This is a genomic window from Candidatus Methylomirabilota bacterium (genome assembly GCA_036001065.1).
Lineage (GTDB): Bacteria > Methylomirabilota > Methylomirabilia > Rokubacteriales > CSP1-6 > MNEF01.
Genome location: DASYUQ010000116.1, coordinates 41,273 through 59,744 on the forward strand (window position 1 = coordinate 41,273; position 18,472 = coordinate 59,744).

Genomic DNA, 18,472 nt, shown 5'->3' on the forward strand with positions numbered 1-18,472 from the left:
TTCCCTAACGCCCGCGGGCGTACACGCACGGGCAGGGAGGCGCCATGGCCATCGCGGGTCGTGAGGGACAGCAGGCCGTCTTCATCGTGCGCTTGACCCGGCACCCGGCAGGTCAGGTCACCGGGGTGGTCGAGCGCGTACGGACCGGGGAGAAAGAGCGATTCGCGGCGGTCGAGGAGATCGGGCCGATCTTCGCCAAGATGCTGATTCGCGATCAGCCCGGCGAGTCGCCCGCCGGGTCCACGTAGCGAAAGAAGGAGGAACCCATGCAGGTCATCCGGGCCTCCGCTTCGGTCGTCGCGTCAGTTGTTCTCGTTGCGCTGATGGCCATACCAGCCAGCGCCTGGCACGGCTCCGGCAACATCACGGCCATCGCCGTCAACCCGCTGGTCCCGACGACTCTGTATGCGGGCTCGTTCGACCGTGGCGTGTTCAAGAGCACGGACGAGGGCGTGACCTGGAGCCCCACCGGGTTGACCAACGCCTCCCTCACTGCTCTGGCGATCGACCCTCAGAGCCCGAGCACGCTCTATGCGGGGACGCAGGATGGCGGGGTGTCCAAGAGTATCGACGAGGGTGCCAACTGGAGCGCCACCGGCCTGACGAACGGTTCAGTATCGGTCCTGGCGATCGACTCCGTGACTCCAACCACTCTCTATGCGGTACACAGCAACGGCCTGCTCAAGAGCACGGACGGCGGAGCGACCTGGAACGTCATCCTGGTCAATGCGGACAATCGACCTGACGGTTACGTCTGGTATGTCGCGGCCCTGGCCGTCGATCCCCTGATCCCGAGCACGGTTTATGTGGGGACGGTTTATGCCGATTTCGTCACGGAATACAGCGAAATGTGGAAGAGCACGGATGGGGGTGCGTCATGGAGCGTTATATCAGAGCCGCTTCACCCGCTCGCCATTGAGCGTCGGACCGATCCTCTGGCTCCGACCATCCTGTATGCGGAGGCCGTCTCCTACTCCAGTGGCTGTCACGGCGTGTTCAAAAGCTCGGACGGGGGTGTGAGCTGGACCGCCACTGGGCTAATCGACACTCCCGACGTCGGCGTTTGCGTCGCGGATCTGCAGATCGACCCCGTGAGTCCGGCCACCCTGTATGTAGCCTCCACGTACGCGGGGTTCTCGGGCGTATTCAAGAGCCTGGACGGAGGAGCGACCTGGAGCGCGGTCAATTCAGGGCTGACCGACACCCTTGTCACCTTCGGGCTGCCTCCCGTGGTGAGCGCCATCGCGATCGACCCCGTGACGGCGACAATCCTCTACGCGGCGACTGCCGCCGGCGTGTTCAAGAGCACGAATGGCGGCGCGAGCTGGAGCCCCACCGGCCTCTTCCAACACTCCCCTCTCGTCTCCGTCAGCCTCGGTCCCACGAGTGTGACCGGGGGAAGCGCGTCGACCGGAACAGTGAGCCTGCTCGCGCCGGCCCCGGATGGAGGCGCGGTGGTCACGCTCGCCAGCAGCAACACTGCGGTTGCCACGGTTCCTGCCACCGTGACGGTGCCGGCCGGGGCCCCGAGCTCGACTTTCACGATATCCACGAGCCCGGTGACTGCTAGCACCGGGGTGACGATCTCGGCTGCCTTCGATGACGCGACCAGATCCGCTGTGCTCGCCGTGTACGCGCCGATCGCGCCGCCGACTCTCCTATACATCTTTCTCCCTATCGCGACCGGGGGGACCCCCTCGACTGGACTGATGTACCTGAGTGCGCCGGCCCCGGCAGGCGGCGCGGCGGTCGAGCTCTCCAGCAGCAACCCTGCGATTGCCACGGTCCCTGCGAGCGTGACAGTCCCGGCCGGGACCACGTACGCGTATTTCACAATCTCCACGATTTCGGTCGCTGCTCCTACCTCAGTGACGATCTCAGGGGCGTACGGTGGCGTCACCAAGTCCGCCGAGCTCACTGTGACCCCACCCAGTCTCTCCTCTCTGAGCCTTAATCCCACCAGCGTGCCCGGGGGAACTCCTTCGACCGGTACGGTGACCCTGAATGCGGCGGCGCCGGAAGGTGGCGTGACGGTCATGCTCCGCAGCTATAGCACTGTTGCCACGGTTCCGGCCGGCGTGACCGTACCAGCGGGGGCCACGAGCGCAAGTTTCACGGTATCAACCAGCCCGGTGTACGCTGCCCCGATCGGCTTTGAGATCGCAGGAACCTACGGCGGCCTTACCGCGTCCGCCCGACTGACCGTGACTCCAGCGATAACGGCGACTGTCTACTCCTTGAGTCTCAACGACGCGAGCGTGCCTGGCGGAGCGCCTTTGGTCGGAACGGTGACCCTGACCGCGGCTGCGCCTCCAGGCGGCGCGGTGGTCACGCTCTCCAGCAGCAACTCGGCGGTGGCAACGGTCCCTGCCAGCGTGACCGTAGCGGCCGGGGTCACGAGCGCAAGTTTCACAGGATCCACGGCTGCCTGCGTCTCGACGGTGGTAACGATCTCAGGGACCTACGAAGGTGTGACGAGGTCCGCCGGGCTGACTGTGAGCCCGCCAACGACGACGGACACCATCACCATCCAGCAGGCCGACTATTTCGCCAACAAGCGGGAGCTCCGGGTCGCGGCGAAGAGCACGAGTTCGACCGCGACGCTCCGTGTGTTCGTGACGGCGACGGGAGATCCCATCGGCACATTGACGAAAGGGGGCGATGGCAGGTATAGCGGGCAGTTCACCTGGCCGGTGAACCCGCAGAACATCGAGGTCCGGAGCAGTTTCTGTGGGTCGGCGACGAAGGCAGTGACGCCGAAGTAGGGGCAAGGCAGGATTCGATCTTCCCCTTTGGGTCGCTGCTTCGGACCCGGTGGCGGTTCAGCGCCGCAATAGGAGCGTGGGAGAGCCGAGATCGGCCTACGGTCTCGGGGGAAAGGGGGGAATCGATGCGAAGCAGATACCGACCGCCATTTCCGCGGGCCGCGATGGCCTGCGCCGTCGTCTTCCTGTTCCTGGGCCTGCTGCCCGCCGAGGCACCGGGCAAGGAGATCTGCAAGGACCCTTCAGCCGACCCGGCTGGCTGTCAGCCGAGCACCTGGGACCCACCCCTCGGCAAGATTCCCAGCCGGCGGGTCAATGCCCTCGGCGAGATCGACCCCTTCTCGAGCGACGCCGACGCGATGGCCGGAGCGTTTCGCCTCGAGCGCAAGCTGGGCCTGTCGCGCAACTTCCAGCACCTCCACTGGGTTCCGACGTTGGCATCCAAGATCAACCCGGTCACCGGCGAGAAGTTCGGCGGCGACCTGGACGCGGACGGCAAACTGAAGCGAGGATTTGCCCTTGCCGGCGACTGCATCTACGTCGGACAGGCCAATGGGCCCGGCCTCGCCGACGGGATGAGCGCCTACCGAATCCAGCCGGACCCCGAGCGCGACGCGCCCGTGCCAATCACCACGCCAATCCCCGAGTTCGCCGCGATCGTCGATGCCAGTGGTGTGGGTTATAGCGACGCGGAGCTTCGTGCTCTGCGGTACACGACGACCTCTGGCGCCGATCGCATGCTCCTCGTCCGGATCGCCAGGACCACCACAAAAACTATCTTGCAGGTGTTCAACATCGACCCGGCGACGTGCCTGCCGATCAACCAGAGCAACAACTTCAACGTCAATGGCGAGATTCACGAGTTCTTCGTCTGGAGCGATCCGAAGAACCAGAACCGCGTCCTCGCCATCATGGCATCGTTTGCCGGCGCCGGCCGACCGGATACCAATAGCCCGGGACGGAAGATCTCCGACGCTTACGTCGTGGGCATCACGGATGAGGCAACTGGAGAGGTACCCGCGGACCTCAAGGTTGCTGCGGAGTTCACGCTTCAGGATGTGGGCGGCCCTCCGCTCGACGAGCAGCCCGATGCAACCGGCCTTTTTTCGGATGGCCGCTTTGCCGACTTCAGCCACCTGACGGACAGTTACGGAGTTCCGCTCCGCAAGCAGACGGTCCAGAACAATCGTCTGCACTCCCTCTCGATGTCAGACGACGGAGAGCGCATTTACGTCGCGCACGGCACCGCCGGCTTCTACATCCTGAACTCGGTGGCGATTGCGAGCCAAATCAACGCCGCGTTGGTCGCTGGTGCGGCGGGCTGCAACAAGGTGTCCACCAACGTGTTCGTCGGCGGCGCAATCGGAGGCGACGTCGATGCTCTCAAGCTCCCGCAAGTCGCCAACGACTGCCTCCACATGGTGATGAACGACGATCCCGGTCTTAAGGCCTTCCTCGCTTCCGGCGCGACCGGCCAGAAGAAGATTCAGAAGTACCAAGCGCTGATGAGCCGCTCACGCATGGACATTGCTCCTGCGATCAGCACCAGCACGGGACTCCACAGCGCCGTCTGGGTACCCAACCGACCCTCCCTCGACAAGTCGAACACGAAGAATCGTCCTGCCTACGTGATCATCCCCGACGAGAAGACGGACTGTCCTGCCGGGGGCTTCGGCATCGCTTCCATAGACTCCGAAATCACCCCCACCCTAGTGGGCACCTTCACCGTTCCGATCGTTCAGATCGAGAACTGTATGTTCCAGGCGACAACCGAGCCGAGCGGCCAACCCCGCCGCCGACGCCGCATGTTCGTTCACAATCCAACCGTGTTCGAGAACCTCGTGTTCATCACCTGGTTCGGGCAGGGCCTTCGGGCGATCGACATCTCGCAGCCGCAGACGCCACGCGAGGTGGGCTATGTGATGACGGCGCCGCACGGTATGGCGGTGAGCTACCCGGTTTTCAAAGACGGGCTGATCTACTGGGAGGACAGCAATACCGGCATCCACGTCGCGAAGTATTTCGGGCCGAGAGCCGACGAGCTGCCCGGTATCGGGGCAGGGATCTTCGAAGGCAACACCACCAGTCCGCACCGATAGGCGCCCTGGCCGGCTCCTCGCGCTAGCCCCCTCCGGGTGGCGACGAGGGCGGACCGGAAGGGACCGCCGCCTGGGGTTGCGACGGAGGTCAAGCAAGGCCTCCGGTTGCGCCTGGGTTGCGTCCGGTGCCGCGTTTTGCCTCGGTATGCAACCCGTAAAGGGTTAACATACCGACGCGATGACGGGCTCGATCTTCCGCAGCAAGTTCAACACCGCGCTGGGCATCGAGGCCCAGGGGTTTTGCGTGCTCAGGTAGTTCAAGGACTTACCGAGCACGGTTCTCTGTTGCCTCGGCGACCCTCTGAATCTCCGGTGACACGGGGGTGACAGACGGAGGCAGGTCCTGAGGCAGCCATCGCGCGTAGACCCGAAGCAGGACACTTGCGCTGCGCCATCCGCCCTGCTGCTGGACGTAGAGCAACGGAGCGTTCCGGCTCAGGAGGGTCGAGGCGAAGGTGTGGCGCAGCTGCTCGGGTGACCGGTAGCGGACGCGGCCGGCCGCCAGGACCCGGCGCCACTTCCGGTGGAGTTCCATAGAGGACAGAGGCGCCCCGGCACGCGCGAAGACGCCGTCGAGGCCGCCATCGATTGGCGCTACGCAAAGGAGCCGCGTCTCGCAGTGGGCAGAATCTGGAGCGGTATCGAGGCCGTGTTCGGCGTTTCCTCTGAGCTGGTCTATCGGATCTCGATCCTGTGTGCCAGTCTGCTCGAAAAACGGGGCGAGCCCAGGAGGGCGAGGTTTCAGGCTGTGAAGAGACTCTACGGCCTTCGAAGCAAGGCGGTTCACGGCGAACCTTTGCCGCGAGAGCAGCTCGTGTTGGCGATGAACGACTCGTACAGGCTGCTGCGCGAGCTCCTGCTCCTTACAATCGAGAGGGGCCATGTTCTTGGAGCCGACGATTTCGACGATGCGCTCTTTGGCTGAACGAGGCCGGCCTACAGGAGGTAGCCGAACCTTACAGCGCCGCGGGCCGGGTGCTCGTGTTGCTCGCACTGCGGCCGCTGACCGTGCGCTTCCGGGGGAGGAAAGCGAATTCGTCATCTCGGTTCAGGCTAGGGCAACATTCACCAACATTTGCAGAGTTTGGGGGGGTACGTGGCGCAGCCACCGCTTCGGTTGCTGCATTCTGAAGCCATCCTCAGTAGAGTGAAGCTTGACCAGTTTCGTCGGTTATCGACGGCCGAGCTTATTGAGTCCCTGGCGTTGGGTAGGCCGGGAGCGCTGAAGGCGAGGCCAGACGGTACTGTGCTCGACGGCCATCACCGAATCGTGGTCTTGCGCGAGCGGGGCGTCAGCGTGGACGCCCTTCCGCGAGAAGTGGTGCCTCAAGAGGTGGGAGAATAGTAGGGATGGGAGCGAAGGTCTTCTGGATCGCTGGGCCGTGGCAAGGACGACTCGGGATTGTCCCTCGACCCCGCGGCGCAGAGTGGCTCGACGATGAGACGCGAGCTTGGCGTGAGGCGGGTATCGACATTGTCGTGTCGCTTTTGGAGCCTGACGAGGAAGTGGAACTCGCCCTTGCTGGCGAATCGGCCTCTTCTGCGGCCAGCGGCCTCGAATTTCGCTCCTTCCCTATCCCTGATCGTAGTGTTCCGAACTCTCGCGAGGCAGTTGCGCAGTTGGTAGATCAAATCGTCGCTGCGCTGAAAGCGGGAAAGAGCGTCGCCCTCCATTGCCGCCAAGGCATAGGCCGATCGGCGATGGTCGCAGCAGCTGCTCTCATCTCAAGCGGTCAGAATGCTGAGACTGCAATTAAAGCTATTCGGGGATCAAGGGGAATCGAGGTCCCGGAGACCGACGCACAGCGGCAGTGGATTTCGGACTTTTCTTCATGGCTTGCCAACAAACGTGCTGCCCAAGCACGGCATGCAGCTGACAGCGCTCCGCGCCGCAGCTGATCGCGAGAGTTCGCTGCGATGAGTGATCCATACTCCGAGCTCGAAGCCATGTGGACCCGCCATGTCACCGGCGACCGGTCGCATACTGAAAGGGACCTTTTTGCGCTCTTGGAGAGCCAAGGCATCCGACTGCGGCAGGACGATGGAGAGTTGAGACAGTTGACGGTTTCCCGGCCAACGTCCGTTGCGAGCGCTTTTGTGATCGGCTTACGGTATGACAAGAGAGACGGAACACAGACTGAAGACCTCTTCTCCATCGAGAAAGGTCGCTCAATCGAACGCCACTACAGAGGTGCTCTTGAACGCAAGTGGCCCGAGTACCGAGGAACGCACAAGTAACAAGTCTTGTACACGCTGGTCGTCGATGCACACGCTCCAGCAACGTCGGTAAACACGATTGGCCTGCTCTCGCCGGGATGGGGATGTTGAAGATGGCAGCTAACCACGCGTTGAACCGGACCGCCGGCAAGCGTCGCTTGCGGGTACCCTCGTCGCGTCGCTCCTCGGCGGCCGGTTAGCGCGACCGTTGCGGGGCCGTGAGCAACGTGGTCGACGGAATCGGATTGAACCAGCTCTCCGATGGCGCGACTGTCCAAGACCTGTATGCCTGCAGGTGTGGTGTCGTCCCGTTGGTTGCTGGGGTGTACATTGTCATGCGCAATGCGACGGGGAAGCCCGTCTTTCTCCCGAAGAGCGAGGCCGGATGGTTCAAGGGCCAAGATCCTTCCTACCCCACCGATGTCGTGGAAGAGAACTGGGTGGAAGGTGCTCGAGTCGTATACGTCGGGAAAGCAGCCGGGCGCCAAGGACTTCGGCAACGTCTACGCCAGTTAGTCGACTTCGGATATGGAGAACCTGTAGGCCATCGGGGCGGCCGTCTTCTGTGGCATCTTTCCGATTGGCGAGGTCTCGCGGTGCATTGGCGAGTATGTGCGGACCATCACGCCGACTCATCGGAGTCTCGCCTCATCGAGCAATTCAGGGCGACTCACGGCAAGACGCCATTCGCAAACGTCTCCAAGTAGGGGGTCCGCTAACAAGCGGATATAGTGGGCCTCGCTACCTGGGACGAGTGTTCTTAGCCGGATTCACGGTTGGGGTCGGTGAAGCGCGTTGTCGTCCGGCTTGCGGCTGCGGCCGACATCGAGGATGTGGACAGCCGGGCCACCTTCAGGCAATTTCTCCGTTCGATTCGCGGGTGACAGCTGGGTGACAGATTCGAGGCAGGTCATGCATCGACCTGCCTCGATCTGCAACGCAATAACGCGGAATTCCAGTGGGCCGTGACTCGACCCATCTTCCGCAGCAAGTTCAACACCGCCCTGGGCATCGAGGCCCAGGGGTTCTGCCCGCCTCCCTCTGAGACGAGTGGGAGGGCGGCTGCGCGAGGGTTGCAGTGGTCGATCGCCGGGACCCACGCGCGTCGTGTCCATCGCACCGAGCGCACCGTCATGACGGCTCCGTCGCCTCGGTCGCCCACCTTGGGAGCATGGCGCTGATTGTCACCGTCCCGACGAGGCGCGTGCCGGCTTGACAACACCATGAGCCACGACGCCAGTGGTTCGAGGACGGACGGTCCGGCGACGAGACTCCCCCGTCCCGAGGCAGCCGCGCAGGCTTGCGATAAGACGCCATCTCGGCACCGATCGGTCGGGCCTTGCCGTTCCGGGCTGGGATCGCTGCGGCACGATACTTGCGAATGACAGGGGCCGGCTATGTCCCGGATCCTGGGCGTCTCGGCTTTCTATCACGATTCCGCGGCCGCTGTGCTGAGCGACGGCGAGGTCGTGGCGGCCGCGCAGGAAGAGCGGTTCACGCGGAAGAAGCACGACTCCGCGTTCCCCCGTCACGCGGTCGCCCACTGCCTGGATGAAGCGGGCCTCTCCGTCGACGAACTCGACGCGGTGGTCTTCTACGACAAGCCGTTCCTCAAGTTCGAGCGCCTGCTCGAGACCTACTACGCCTTCGCCCCCCGCGGCCTGAAGTCCTTCCTCTCGGCGATGCCCGGCTGGATCAAGGAAAAGCTCATGCTCAAGAGCCTGATCCTGGACGAGCTGTCGGAGATCGAGCGCTTCGATCGGAAGCGCTTGCGGCTCCTGTTCCCCGAGCACCACCTCTCGCACGCGGCCAGCGCGTTCTATCCTTCTCCCTTCCCGGAGGCGGCGGTCGTGACCATCGACGGCGTCGGGGAGTGGGCGACGGCCTCTATCTGCCGCGGGCACGAGAACCGGTTGGCTATCCTGCGAGAGCTTCGCTTCCCTCACTCCGTCGGTCTCCTCTACTCAGCCTTCACATACTTCCTGGGGTTCCGGGTCAACTCCGGGGAATACAAGCTGATGGGACTGGCGCCCTACGGGGACTCGGCGTCCGAGCGGGTGGAGCGGTACGCCGCGCTGATCCGGACACGCCTCGTGGATGTCAGGCCGGACGGATCCATCTGGCTGGACCAGCGGTATTTCGATTTCGCGACCGGTCTCAGGATGGTCGATGAGGATCGGTGGCGGCAGCTGTTCGGCGTGCCGGCCCGGAGGCCTGAAGAGGAGTTGCTGCCCGAATACTGCGACCTGGCGCTGGCGATCCAGAAGGTCACGGAAGAAATCGTGCTCAACATGGTGCGGGAGGCCCGGCGGTTGACCGGCTCGAGGTATCTCTGCCTGGCCGGGGGCGTGGCCCTCAATTGCGTGGCCAACGGGAAGATCCTCAAGAGCGGGCTGTTCGACGAGATCTGGATCCAACCGGCGGCCGGAGACGCCGGTGGGGCGCTGGGGGCCGCCTACTGCGCCCATCACATCTGGTTGAACAATCCCCGGGAGGCCGACGGCAAGACCGACCGAATGAACGGGGCCTACCTGGGACCGCAGTACTCAGAGGCTCAGGTCCGGCAGGCCGTCCGCAGACACCGCGCGTCGTTCCGGCATTATGAGGACTTCGGCGCGCTGTGTGACGAGGTCGCCGGCCTGCTCGACGCCGGGAACGTGGTGGCCTGGCATCAGGGGCGGATGGAGTGGGGGCCGCGGGCACTCGGGAACCGCAGCATTCTCGCCGATGCCCGGAACCCCGAGATGCAGAAGAAGCTCAACTTGAAGATCAAGTTCCGCGAGGGGTTCCGCCCGTTCGCGCCGTCTGTGCTGATGGAGGACCTCGAAGAGTACTTCGACATCGAAACCCCATCCCCATACATGCTCCTCATCGCGGAAGTGCGGGAGGAGCGGAGAAAGGCGCTGCCGGAAGGATACGGGGCCCGAGGCTGGCGGGAGAAGTTGTACCACATCCGCTCCGACATCCCGGCCGTGACGCACATCGATTTCTCCGCCCGGTTGCAGACCGTCCACCAGGAGACGAACCCCCGCTACTGGCGGCTGCTCAAGGCGTTCAAGGATCGGACGGGCTACGGCCTCGTCTCGAACACGAGCTTCAATGTCCGAGGGGAGCCGATCGTGTGCACACCGGAGGACGCCTACCGGTGCTTCATGCGGACGGAGATCGACTACCTGGTGATCGGAAACCTTCTGTTCGACAAGCGCCGGCAGCCGGTGTGGCCGGAGGAGCGGGACTGGAGAGAGACGGTTGGGGTGGACTAGAGCCGTCCTGGAAGCGGCGGCGATCGGTCTCGGGGTGGTCCTCTACTCTGGCTTCGTCTTCAACCGGGACGTCGATTCCCCTTTCGTCTACGTCTCGGTCGGCACGGCCGTCCTCCTCATGGGTGCGGCGGTCGCGTCGAGAGCAGGGACGGCGTTCAAGGCCCTTCTCTTCAACGTCGCCGTGCTGGCTCTGGCCGTGGGGGTGGCCGAGGCGTACTTCGGGGGATGGCTGCCGTTCGGCCGGGGAGGGAGCCAGGCGCCAGCTCTGAAGTACGAAGGGGAGTTCTTTGGGCGGATCGGGGGCGGGTATTTCGTCCCGGACGAGCTCCGCGGGTACGCCGCCGCGCCCAACGTGAAGGCGCGCGCGAGGGTGTGGGCGGGCAGCCGAGTCTTGGAGGACGTGGTCTACACCACCAACCCCCACGGTCTTCGGATAGCACCGCACGACCTGAAGACCTTTCCGGCCACCCGGGCCGGCGAGTACGAGAACGTCGTGTTCTTCGGCTGCTCGGTGACGGTCGGCGAGGGCGTGGGCGATCGGGAAACCATGCCGTGGGTGTTTGAGGCGCTCGCGAAGGGAAGATTCCGGGCGTACAACTTCGGATTCCACGGCTACGGCCCTCATCAGATGCTCCGGATCCTCGAAACCGGCCTCATCGATGAATTCGCTGGAGGCAAGTCTCCCAGCCGAGCCGTGTACCAGGGACTCATCGAGCATATCGAGCGATCGGCCGGAAACTACCCGGCCGTCTCGTGGGGGCCGTCCGCGCCGAGGTATGTCCTCGGCAGGGATGGGGCGGTGCAGTACCGCGGACCGTTCTACGCGAGCTACGGGGACGCCGCCTTTTCCGTGCTCAACCGCTCCCACATCTTTCCAGCGGTGGCTCCGGTCCTCCTAGGCTGGCGGAGGACGTCGAGGGACATCGACCTCTACGTGGCGATCGTCAAGAGATCGAAGGAGCTGTTCGAGGCGCGATACGGGGGACAATTCAGTGTCGTCATGTGGGGGGCCTACGACAAAGATTACTCCGTGGTTGTGGAGCGGCTGCGAGCGGCCAACATCAGACTCTTGGAGGTGCACAGGATCATCGCCGACATCTATACGGCCGATTGGAAGCACAAGCTGAATGGCAACGAGCATCCGAATGCGGCGACCCACGCATTGATCGCGAAGTTCCTGCTCGAGACGCTTTGAAAGGAGAGGGGCCATGGCACTGGCCAGGGACCTGTGGGACTTTCTGAAGGAACGAAAGAAGTGGTGGCTGGCACCGGTTGTCATCATGCTGGCGCTGATCGGTCTCCTCATCGTGGGCGGCGGCGCCTCGGCCATCGCCCCGTTTATCTACACCATCTTCTGATCCCGCGCGTAGGGCGAACAGTGGCGATTCAACGCAGTGAAGACGAGCGGCACCGGTCGCTCGAGACCCTCGCGGTTCTGGCCGCAGCCTGCATCGTCTGCGGACTGGTCTTCAACGTGCCGGCATTCGGGTATGTGGCTTTGGGGCTGCTCCTCATCGGATTGTTCTTCAAGCGGCTGGCGGTGAGGCTGGCCGGGGCGTGGCTCGGGTTCGCGGCCGTACTGGGTGCGGTCAACTCCAAGGTCCTGCTGACCCTCGTCTACTATGTCGTTCTGGCTCCCGTGGCCTTCGTCTACCGGCGCACGCACGGCGATTCCCTGAACCTCAAGCGCGGCGCTGACAACCGGCAGTCGTACTGGACCGTGCGCGACCACCGCTTCGAACCGCGAGACCTCGAACGGCCCTGGTGAGCGCGGAACACCGGCGCCCCCGAGAGGGAACGAACGAGAAGACCCTGGGGACATCCGCACCGGGGATGAGTCGACTCGCGGTGGCTGAGCGGATGATTCGGACCCTCCAGCGACACAACGTGCCGCAAGTCTACGGTTTCGTGAATGAGAGCCTCTGCCGGTGAGGCGCGGCTGCGGTCGAGGCGGGTCGTTCACGGAGACCGCAGGTCCGCTCTGCGGGCGAGGGTCAGCCAATTGATTTTCGGCAATCCGATGAAGCTGGCGATGGCATAGGCTAGAAATGCCGCGTTCGCGAACGCCAACGCGGCGTGGAGTGAGTGTCCTTGCAGGAGTTCCACGACGGCGCCGAGGAGCCACTGGGCCAGGAGAACGTACTCCGCCACCAAATAGGCGCGCGGCACCCGGGTGCGACTTTGGGTTTTCGGGGTGCGGCCGAAGGCGGTCTTCCGTCCCGTCCACGCCTGACGGAGTGATTGAAAAGAACCGCTCAGATTGATGGGGATCAGCATCAAGTTCAGCGCATACACCCGAAGCACATCACCAGCACGATAGCCGCTCTGCAGCAGATCCCGGGTATAGAGCGCGTAATAGGGCACCGCCGTCAGGGGCAGCCAGAGAGTTTCCAAGCCTTCGCCCAACGGAAACGCCAGAACCACGAGCAGGCCGGTGTTGACCGCGGCGAGGGAAGTCAGATAGTGGCAGCGCATCAGCCCTTCTGCGAGCCTCCGTCCTCGTGAGGCTCGGCCACACAAATATTGGATCAGTTTCGGCAGGATGATCAGGCCGCCATTGGCCCAGCGCCGCCGCTGAATGATCAGCGCGCCAAAGTCCGGGGGCGTCGCGCTGAACGCGAGCCGCTCCGGGTAATTGTAAAGCTGCCACCCCCGATCAATGAGATCCACGCTGGACTCCGTGTCTTCGATCACGGTCCGATCCTGAATGAACTTGCGAATCGGATAGCCGCGCTCCACGTCGACGACGGCGATGTCTTCGAGCGCGCGCTTGCGGACGAGCGCGTTCGCGCCCACCCAGAATGTCGCCCCATAGTGGGTGAACCCCTGATGGATGATGTACTGGATGTCCGTGGTGGCGCCGGCAATCCGCTCAAGAACTCCGGGGGCATTCGGAAACGCGTTGTAGGGCGTCTGAGCCACCGCAATCTTTTCGTGCCCCGGTTGTTCCAGGAGGTGGATGAGCCGCGTCATGTATTCGGGGTGGAGGATGCTATCGGCGTCGACCATCAACACGTAATCCGCGTCAGGCACCGAAAACTCAGCGCCAGCCTGGCCGGTCTCCTCGAGGATCAGCTGCCCCTCCGGCGTCACCACTTCACGAAACGACCGCCCCATGAGACCGAGATAGCTGTTGAGGTTCATCGCCTTGTTGGCGGCGTGGGAGAGGTTGCCGTACCGCTTTCGCTCGAAGCTGGTCACACTGACATCGAACAAGCTCACGAGCCATCGATAGGCGGCCATGAGATCCTCGTCGTCGAAGTGGCGCGAGGTCGGCCCCCAGGCCAATTCGTTGCTCCGCCTGAGGCACCAGCGGGCCTGGCCGCGGTAAGTCAGTTCAACGAAGAGTTCGTCGACATGATCCGTGATCGGATGCTCGGCCGCCTGGGTCCGGAACCAGGCACCGATGTCACGGTAAAGCCGAGACAGCCGACGCAGTTCGTGCCTGAGGTCGAGAGGGGCGTCTGTCTGGCGGTCACAAAAGGCGGCGAACGCCGCGGTACACCGTCGTCGGGGTTCTCGAAGCAGTTCTTCGATCTCCTCGGGTAAGCGCCGCATAGCCGAGAGACTTGCGAGATCGTGCGGGTTCGTTGGTTGCGGCGGATCGTCGATGAGGAGCGCGATGCGACGCTTCGGGCGACCCTGTAACGCGGCCGAAAGGAGCGTCTTTCTGACCACTGGCACTTCTTCCTTGTAAGCGGGGACGAGGACCGTCACGGGGGGGACGTGGGGCGCCCGGTAGAGTCGGAGCAGATCATCGTCTGACGCGCGCCGGTGAAGCCAAAGCCGCCTGAGATAGGCGAAGCGGGTGAGTTGGTACACGAGGCTTCCGTAGATGAGATAGGTGACGATGAGGAGAAAGACGAGTCCTGCGAGTAGATGCGGCCACGTTGCCGCAGCACGATTACTCAAGATCCGGATAGCCACGACGGCGATGGAGAGGAGTGCGGCGATCAGCGTCACACCGATACCGGCGCCGGTGAGATTGATCTCGCGGCGAATCCCCGCCGCCACCGCGGTGGTTCGGCGAAGCGCTGCAGGCCAAGACGACGGTCGCGGACCGCTCGACCAAGCTCGTGTCGTGTCCGACGAGCGGTCGATCTCAGCGGAGGGGGAGGACCTTGTGGGGCGCGCGGACGCTTCGATCGCCGCCGCTTTCAAGAGGCGCAGGGGACTGGTCATCGATGCCAGAGTCGGTTCGAGCGTGGCCCCTTTAGCAGGAGAGGGCTGGCCGGTGGCTAGGGGGACTCGAGACTGAAAAGTGCCGCGGGGCGCCGGGGAGGCGTTGAACGCTTCCGGCGAGTTCTGAGGCCATAGGTCCCCTCCGATTCAGGAGACCCCAAGCCCAGAAACTTCCACCCTTCCTTCGGTAGCCCGGCTGTCAGCTTCACCTGACCCGCGGCTTTGCGTCCCTGCCTCACGACAGGTTTGCCCTTATCGGGAAGGGGTCTCCGTGACTTCGACAACATCCATGAGGCAAGCGCCGAGCCAATCTCGGGGGAAACGGTGGGAAGGAGCCTGCGTGCTGAACTGACGGTTCGACGGGGACTTGGGCGGCGGATGCGAGTCGCCCGAGAACCGGACTCGGGCGATGGGAATGGCCCGTGTACGTCACTACAACGACACAATGACACTCTGAAGGGAGGCGCGGTCGGCCCTTGGCCTGGGAGCGCTACTCTCAGCCCGCCTTGGCGAAAGTTGCATCCGGCCCCGTGATTTGCCACCATCTGCACGACCGTGATCACGACCTCTCGAGGGGCCATCGCTCGCTCGCAGCAGGTTCGGCGTGGCGCTCGGCATCGAGGCCCGGGGCTTCTGCGTGCTCGGCAGGTGACGGGCTGAAGCCGCTCTGCCGGTGACCCTCCGGGGGCTGCACCTCCTGCCCGTTGCGATGTTCTTCGGCACATTCGCGTGGTCGTTCGTCTATGTGAGCCTGCCCTTCCACATCCAGGCCATCAGCCCGGTCGACGCGGCGGCGACGCTCCGCTGGACGGGCTGGATCCTCGGCATCTCGCCCCTGGTCACGGTCGTGACGGCGCCCATCTGGGGCTACTATGCCGAGCGCGGCAACCCCAAGGCGATGTACGTCGCGGTCGAGATGCTGCAAGGGCTCACCTTCTTCGGCATGGCGCTGGCGCGGACGTTGCCCGAGCTGCTCCTCTCGCGCATGGTGCTCGGCATCATGGGCGCCGCCTCGACCTTCGCCTTCATCATGGCCGGACGCGAGACGGAGACGACCGCGGTGCGCCGCCGGGTGGCGGCGGTGCAGTCGGCGATGACGGTGGGGCAGGTGATCGGGCCCCTGGCGGGGGCCATCGCGGCCGCGCAACTCGGGTTCCGCACCTCCTTCATGCTGGGCGGGCTCATCCTGCTCGGCTGCTCCGGCCTGGTCCGCTGGGGCGTGCCGACGGTGCCGGCCACGCCCCGGCAGCGCGATCGCGAGGGCGCGGCGCGGCCGCGGGACGTCGCCGCCGTCGCGCTGATCGTGCTGGGGGGCAACGTGCAGGTCTTCTTCCTCACCGCGATCCTGCCGGTGGTCCTGCCCGACCTGGGGGTGGCGCCGGCCCGCACGCTCGAGATCGGCGGCATGCTGATCTTCGCCTCGGGCGTGGCGGCGGCCCTCGGGGCCCTGGCCGCCCCGCGGCTCGGTGAATGGATGAGCGAGCGCATGCTGATCGTGACCCTCCTGGTGGCCTCGTCGGTGCTGGTGGCTGCGCTGGCGTCCGTCGCCTCTGTCTGGCTCTACGGCGTGCTGCGGTTCCTCCAGGTGCTGTGCGTGGCGCCGGTCTTTCCCATCGTCGTGGCCCGCATCGCGCAGCGGGCGGGGGGACAGGCGATCGGCTTCATCAATTCCGCGCGCATCGGAGCCGCCTTCGTCGGGCCGGTCGTCGCGACCACGGCGCTGACGTGGGATTCGCCGGCGGCGCTCTACCTGCTGCTGGCCGCCATCGGCCTCGCCTGCCTGCCGGCCACCGCGGTGCGCGGCGCCGTCTCAGGGCCGAGGGCGTTGTGATGCGCCGCGTTCGAGCGCGGGCTTTGCCCGCGCAACCTTTCATGGGGGAGGCCTCGGAGGGGGCCGTCGAGGCCCCCTCCGATTGATATGAGCCGACCGCTGGTCGACGTCCGGCTGGAGGCCCTGTGCACGCGCAGCGGGCAGGAACCCTATCTCGAGGACGTCGCGGTCCACGTGCGGTACGGCGAGTTCTTCACGTTCCTCGGCCCTCCGCACTCGGGCAAGAGCGCGGTGCTGCGCGCGATCGCCGGCTTCCTGCCGCTGGCGGCGGGGCGCGTGCTCGTGGACGCCGAAGACATCGGCCGCCTGACGCCGGGCCGGCGCGGCATCGGATACGTCTTCCACGAGGGCGCCCTCTGGCCGCACATCACCGTCCGGGAGCACGTCGAGTTCGGCCTGCGCCAGACGGGGCTCACGGCGGCGGAGCTGGACCGGCGCGTGGAGACGGTGCTCGGGCGTCTGGGCCTGGCCGACGCCGCCGACCGCACCCCGGGCGCCCTCGTCCTCCACCAGCGCCGGCGTCTGGCCCTGGCCCGCGCGCTCGCGGTCGAGCCCCGCGTGCTGCTGCTCGACGAGCCCCTGGCGCACCTCGATCCCCTGCCGCGCAAGACGCTCCGGCTGGAGCTGGCCCGGCTGCATCGCGACCTTGCCGTCACCACCATCTGTGCCACCCGCGACAGCGCCGACGCGCTGGCCCTGTCCGACCGCATCGCGGTGGTGGAGCGAGGGCGGGTCCTGCAGGTGGGCGACCCCGAGCAGCTCTACCGCCGCCCGGCCAGCCGTGCGGTGGCCCAGGCGCTGGGGCCCGCCAATTTCCTGCCCGTGCGGGTGATCGAGGTCCGCGAGCTCGGTGTGGTCGTGGAGACCGAGGGCGGCGACCGCGTCCCCGTCGCCGGCATCGGCGCCTTCCGCCAGGGCAGCCGCGGGCTGCTGGTGCTCCGGCCAGAAACCCTCTCGATCACCGACGCCGCCATGGCCCGCGGGCCCAGCCTCCCCGGGCGGGTGACCCTGCGCGTCTTCGAGGGCGCGCGCTATCTCTACGAGATCGACATCCGGGCCAGCGCGCCGGTCCGGGTCGAGCTGCCGGCGACGGAGATCGCGCTCTTCCGGGTCGGCGATCGCGTGCGCGTGGAGGTCAGCAGCGACACGGTGGTGCTGCTCTCCGCCGACGGCTGAGCGTCGGCCGTAGCGATATCGCCCCGCGCGCGGGGGTCCGGCGACCACGCGGTTTGGCCCATCGCCGCGGTGGCTGCCTTCTCATACGTCGCGCTGCGTGCGCTTCCGTCGGCGCGAACGGGCCGGCGGATCCCGTCCCGCCCCCGCGGTGATGCTGCTACAGCGAGTAGGTCTTGTCTTGCTCGAGCAGGACGATGCGACCGGCGTCGATCCGCAACAGCTCGTCGGCCGTCTCCTGGTAGAACTGCGGCTTGATGTGGAAGATCCACACGGGGATGTCGGGCGGCAGCTTGTCCAGCTCGCGCCGGACCAGGTCGGGCGTCAGGTGCCGCGCGGCATCGGCCAGGGGGCGCATCCGGTTGGGGAAGGCGCATTCGAGAATGATCGCGCGCACGCCGGTGAGGCCGCGCAGCGCCTTCCACAGGGCCTGGGTGGGCCCGGTGTCGCCGGAGTAGACGAATCCCCGCGAGCCGTCGTGCACGATGAACCCGGCCGCCGGCACGCTGTGGCTGACGCTCACCGCGGTCACCCATAGGTCACCCACCCGCTGTTCGGCGTCCTCGGCCAGCGAGCGGTACTTGAGGATCGGGGCGCTCGCCGACGGGATCTGCGCGAAGTCGGGCCAGACCACGTTGTTGAAGACGGCCGTGCGGAGCGCCTCGGCGACGGGCGCGATGCTGGTGACGATCAGGGGACGCTGGGCGCTGAAGCAGGCCAGGGTCTCGGTGAGGTAGGTGAGGCCGGCCATGTGGTCGAGATGGGAGTGGGAGATGAGGACGTGCTCGATCTCGAGCTGCTCGCTCGGGGTGAGGGCCCCGGTGACGGTGCCGGCGTCGACGAGCGTCCGCTCGTTCACGAGAAACGCCGACGGCCGCTGCCCCAGCCCTTCGGCGCCGTAGGCGCCGAGCACGCGTATTTTCACTGTGTCTAGGGTAGCAT

At 65.4% G+C, this 18,472-nt stretch carries 13 protein-coding genes and 1 riboswitch; of the genes, 11 read left to right on the forward strand and 2 right to left on the reverse strand.

Annotated elements, in window-relative coordinates; all coding sequences use genetic code 11:
- Positions 1 to 44 precede the first annotated feature (44 nt).
- The 9 genes from VGV13_10995 (at position 45) to VGV13_11035 (ending at position 12,112) form a co-directional block, all read left to right on the forward strand.
- Positions 45 to 248 (forward strand): hypothetical protein, encoded by a 204-nt coding sequence (locus tag VGV13_10995; protein ID HEV8641612.1) that lies wholly within the window; start codon positions 45 to 47, stop codon positions 246 to 248.
- An 18-nt stretch (positions 249 to 266) separates the two neighbouring features.
- A complete protein-coding gene (locus VGV13_11000; protein HEV8641613.1) occupies positions 267 to 2,765 on the forward strand; it encodes a hypothetical protein in 2,499 nt (832 codons plus the stop codon).
- A 164-nt stretch (positions 2,766 to 2,929) separates the two neighbouring features.
- Positions 2,930 to 4,864 (forward strand): hypothetical protein, encoded by a 1,935-nt coding sequence (locus tag VGV13_11005; protein ID HEV8641614.1) that lies wholly within the window; start codon positions 2,930 to 2,932, stop codon positions 4,862 to 4,864.
- A 523-nt stretch (positions 4,865 to 5,387) separates the two neighbouring features.
- The gene (locus VGV13_11010; protein HEV8641615.1) at positions 5,388 to 5,789 is read left to right on the forward strand and encodes a hypothetical protein; all 402 of its coding nucleotides are present in this window, start codon (positions 5,388 to 5,390) and stop codon (positions 5,787 to 5,789) included.
- Between the two features lie 425 nt (positions 5,790 to 6,214).
- A complete protein-coding gene (locus VGV13_11015; protein ID HEV8641616.1) occupies positions 6,215 to 6,763 on the forward strand; it encodes a dual specificity protein phosphatase family protein in 549 nt (182 codons plus the stop codon).
- Positions 6,764 to 8,478: 1,715 nt separating this feature from the next.
- The gene (locus tag VGV13_11020; GenBank protein HEV8641617.1) at positions 8,479 to 10,344 is read left to right on the forward strand and encodes a carbamoyltransferase; all 1,866 of its coding nucleotides are present in this window, start codon (positions 8,479 to 8,481) and stop codon (positions 10,342 to 10,344) included.
- Positions 10,331 to 11,539, forward strand: coding sequence for a hypothetical protein (locus VGV13_11025; protein HEV8641618.1), 1,209 nt, complete (start codon positions 10,331 to 10,333; stop codon positions 11,537 to 11,539). Before VGV13_11020 ends, VGV13_11025 begins: the two co-directional genes overlap by 14 nt.
- A 13-nt stretch (positions 11,540 to 11,552) precedes the next feature.
- Complete coding sequence (locus VGV13_11030) at positions 11,553 to 11,702, forward strand: DUF5989 family protein (protein HEV8641619.1); 150 nt, start codon at positions 11,553 to 11,555, stop codon at positions 11,700 to 11,702.
- A gap of 20 nt (positions 11,703 to 11,722) precedes the next feature.
- A complete protein-coding gene (locus VGV13_11035) occupies positions 11,723 to 12,112 on the forward strand; it encodes an SxtJ family membrane protein (GenBank protein HEV8641620.1) in 390 nt (129 codons plus the stop codon).
- A gap of 191 nt (positions 12,113 to 12,303) precedes the next feature.
- Here VGV13_11035 and VGV13_11040 read toward each other — a convergent pair whose 3' ends face one another.
- Complete coding sequence (locus VGV13_11040; GenBank protein ID HEV8641621.1) at positions 12,304 to 14,358, reverse strand: glycosyltransferase family 2 protein; 2,055 nt, start codon at positions 14,356 to 14,358, stop codon at positions 12,304 to 12,306.
- A gap of 351 nt (positions 14,359 to 14,709) precedes the next feature.
- A riboswitch (cyclic di-GMP riboswitch) is annotated at positions 14,710 to 14,787 on the reverse strand.
- 412 nt (positions 14,788 to 15,199) lie between these two features.
- Here VGV13_11040 and VGV13_11045 point away from each other — a divergent pair.
- Complete coding sequence (locus VGV13_11045) at positions 15,200 to 16,357, forward strand: MFS transporter (protein ID HEV8641622.1); 1,158 nt, start codon at positions 15,200 to 15,202, stop codon at positions 16,355 to 16,357.
- A gap of 87 nt (positions 16,358 to 16,444) precedes the next feature.
- On the forward strand, positions 16,445 to 17,533 hold the full coding sequence (locus tag VGV13_11050; GenBank protein HEV8641623.1) for an ABC transporter ATP-binding protein: 1,089 nt from the start codon (positions 16,445 to 16,447) through the stop codon (positions 17,531 to 17,533).
- A 157-nt stretch (positions 17,534 to 17,690) separates the two neighbouring features.
- Here VGV13_11050 and VGV13_11055 read toward each other — a convergent pair whose 3' ends face one another.
- The gene (locus VGV13_11055; GenBank protein HEV8641624.1) at positions 17,691 to 18,443 is read right to left on the reverse strand and encodes a 3',5'-cyclic-nucleotide phosphodiesterase; all 753 of its coding nucleotides are present in this window, start codon (positions 18,441 to 18,443) and stop codon (positions 17,691 to 17,693) included.
- Between the last annotated feature and the right edge of the window lie 29 nt (positions 18,444 to 18,472).

Coding starts and splice junctions, on each gene's coding strand:
- VGV13_10995 (HEV8641612.1), top strand. CDS start 45: ATGGCCATCGCGGGTCGTGAGGGACAGCAGGCCGTCTTCATCGTGCGC.
- VGV13_11000 (HEV8641613.1), top strand. CDS start 267: ATGCAGGTCATCCGGGCCTCCGCTTCGGTCGTCGCGTCAGTTGTTCTC.
- VGV13_11005 (HEV8641614.1), top strand. CDS start 2,930: ATGGCCTGCGCCGTCGTCTTCCTGTTCCTGGGCCTGCTGCCCGCCGAG.
- VGV13_11015 (HEV8641616.1), top strand. CDS start 6,215: ATGGGAGCGAAGGTCTTCTGGATCGCTGGGCCGTGGCAAGGACGACTC.
- VGV13_11020 (HEV8641617.1), top strand. CDS start 8,479: ATGTCCCGGATCCTGGGCGTCTCGGCTTTCTATCACGATTCCGCGGCC.
- VGV13_11030 (HEV8641619.1), top strand. CDS start 11,553: ATGGCACTGGCCAGGGACCTGTGGGACTTTCTGAAGGAACGAAAGAAG.
- VGV13_11050 (HEV8641623.1), top strand. CDS start 16,445: ATGAGCCGACCGCTGGTCGACGTCCGGCTGGAGGCCCTGTGCACGCGC.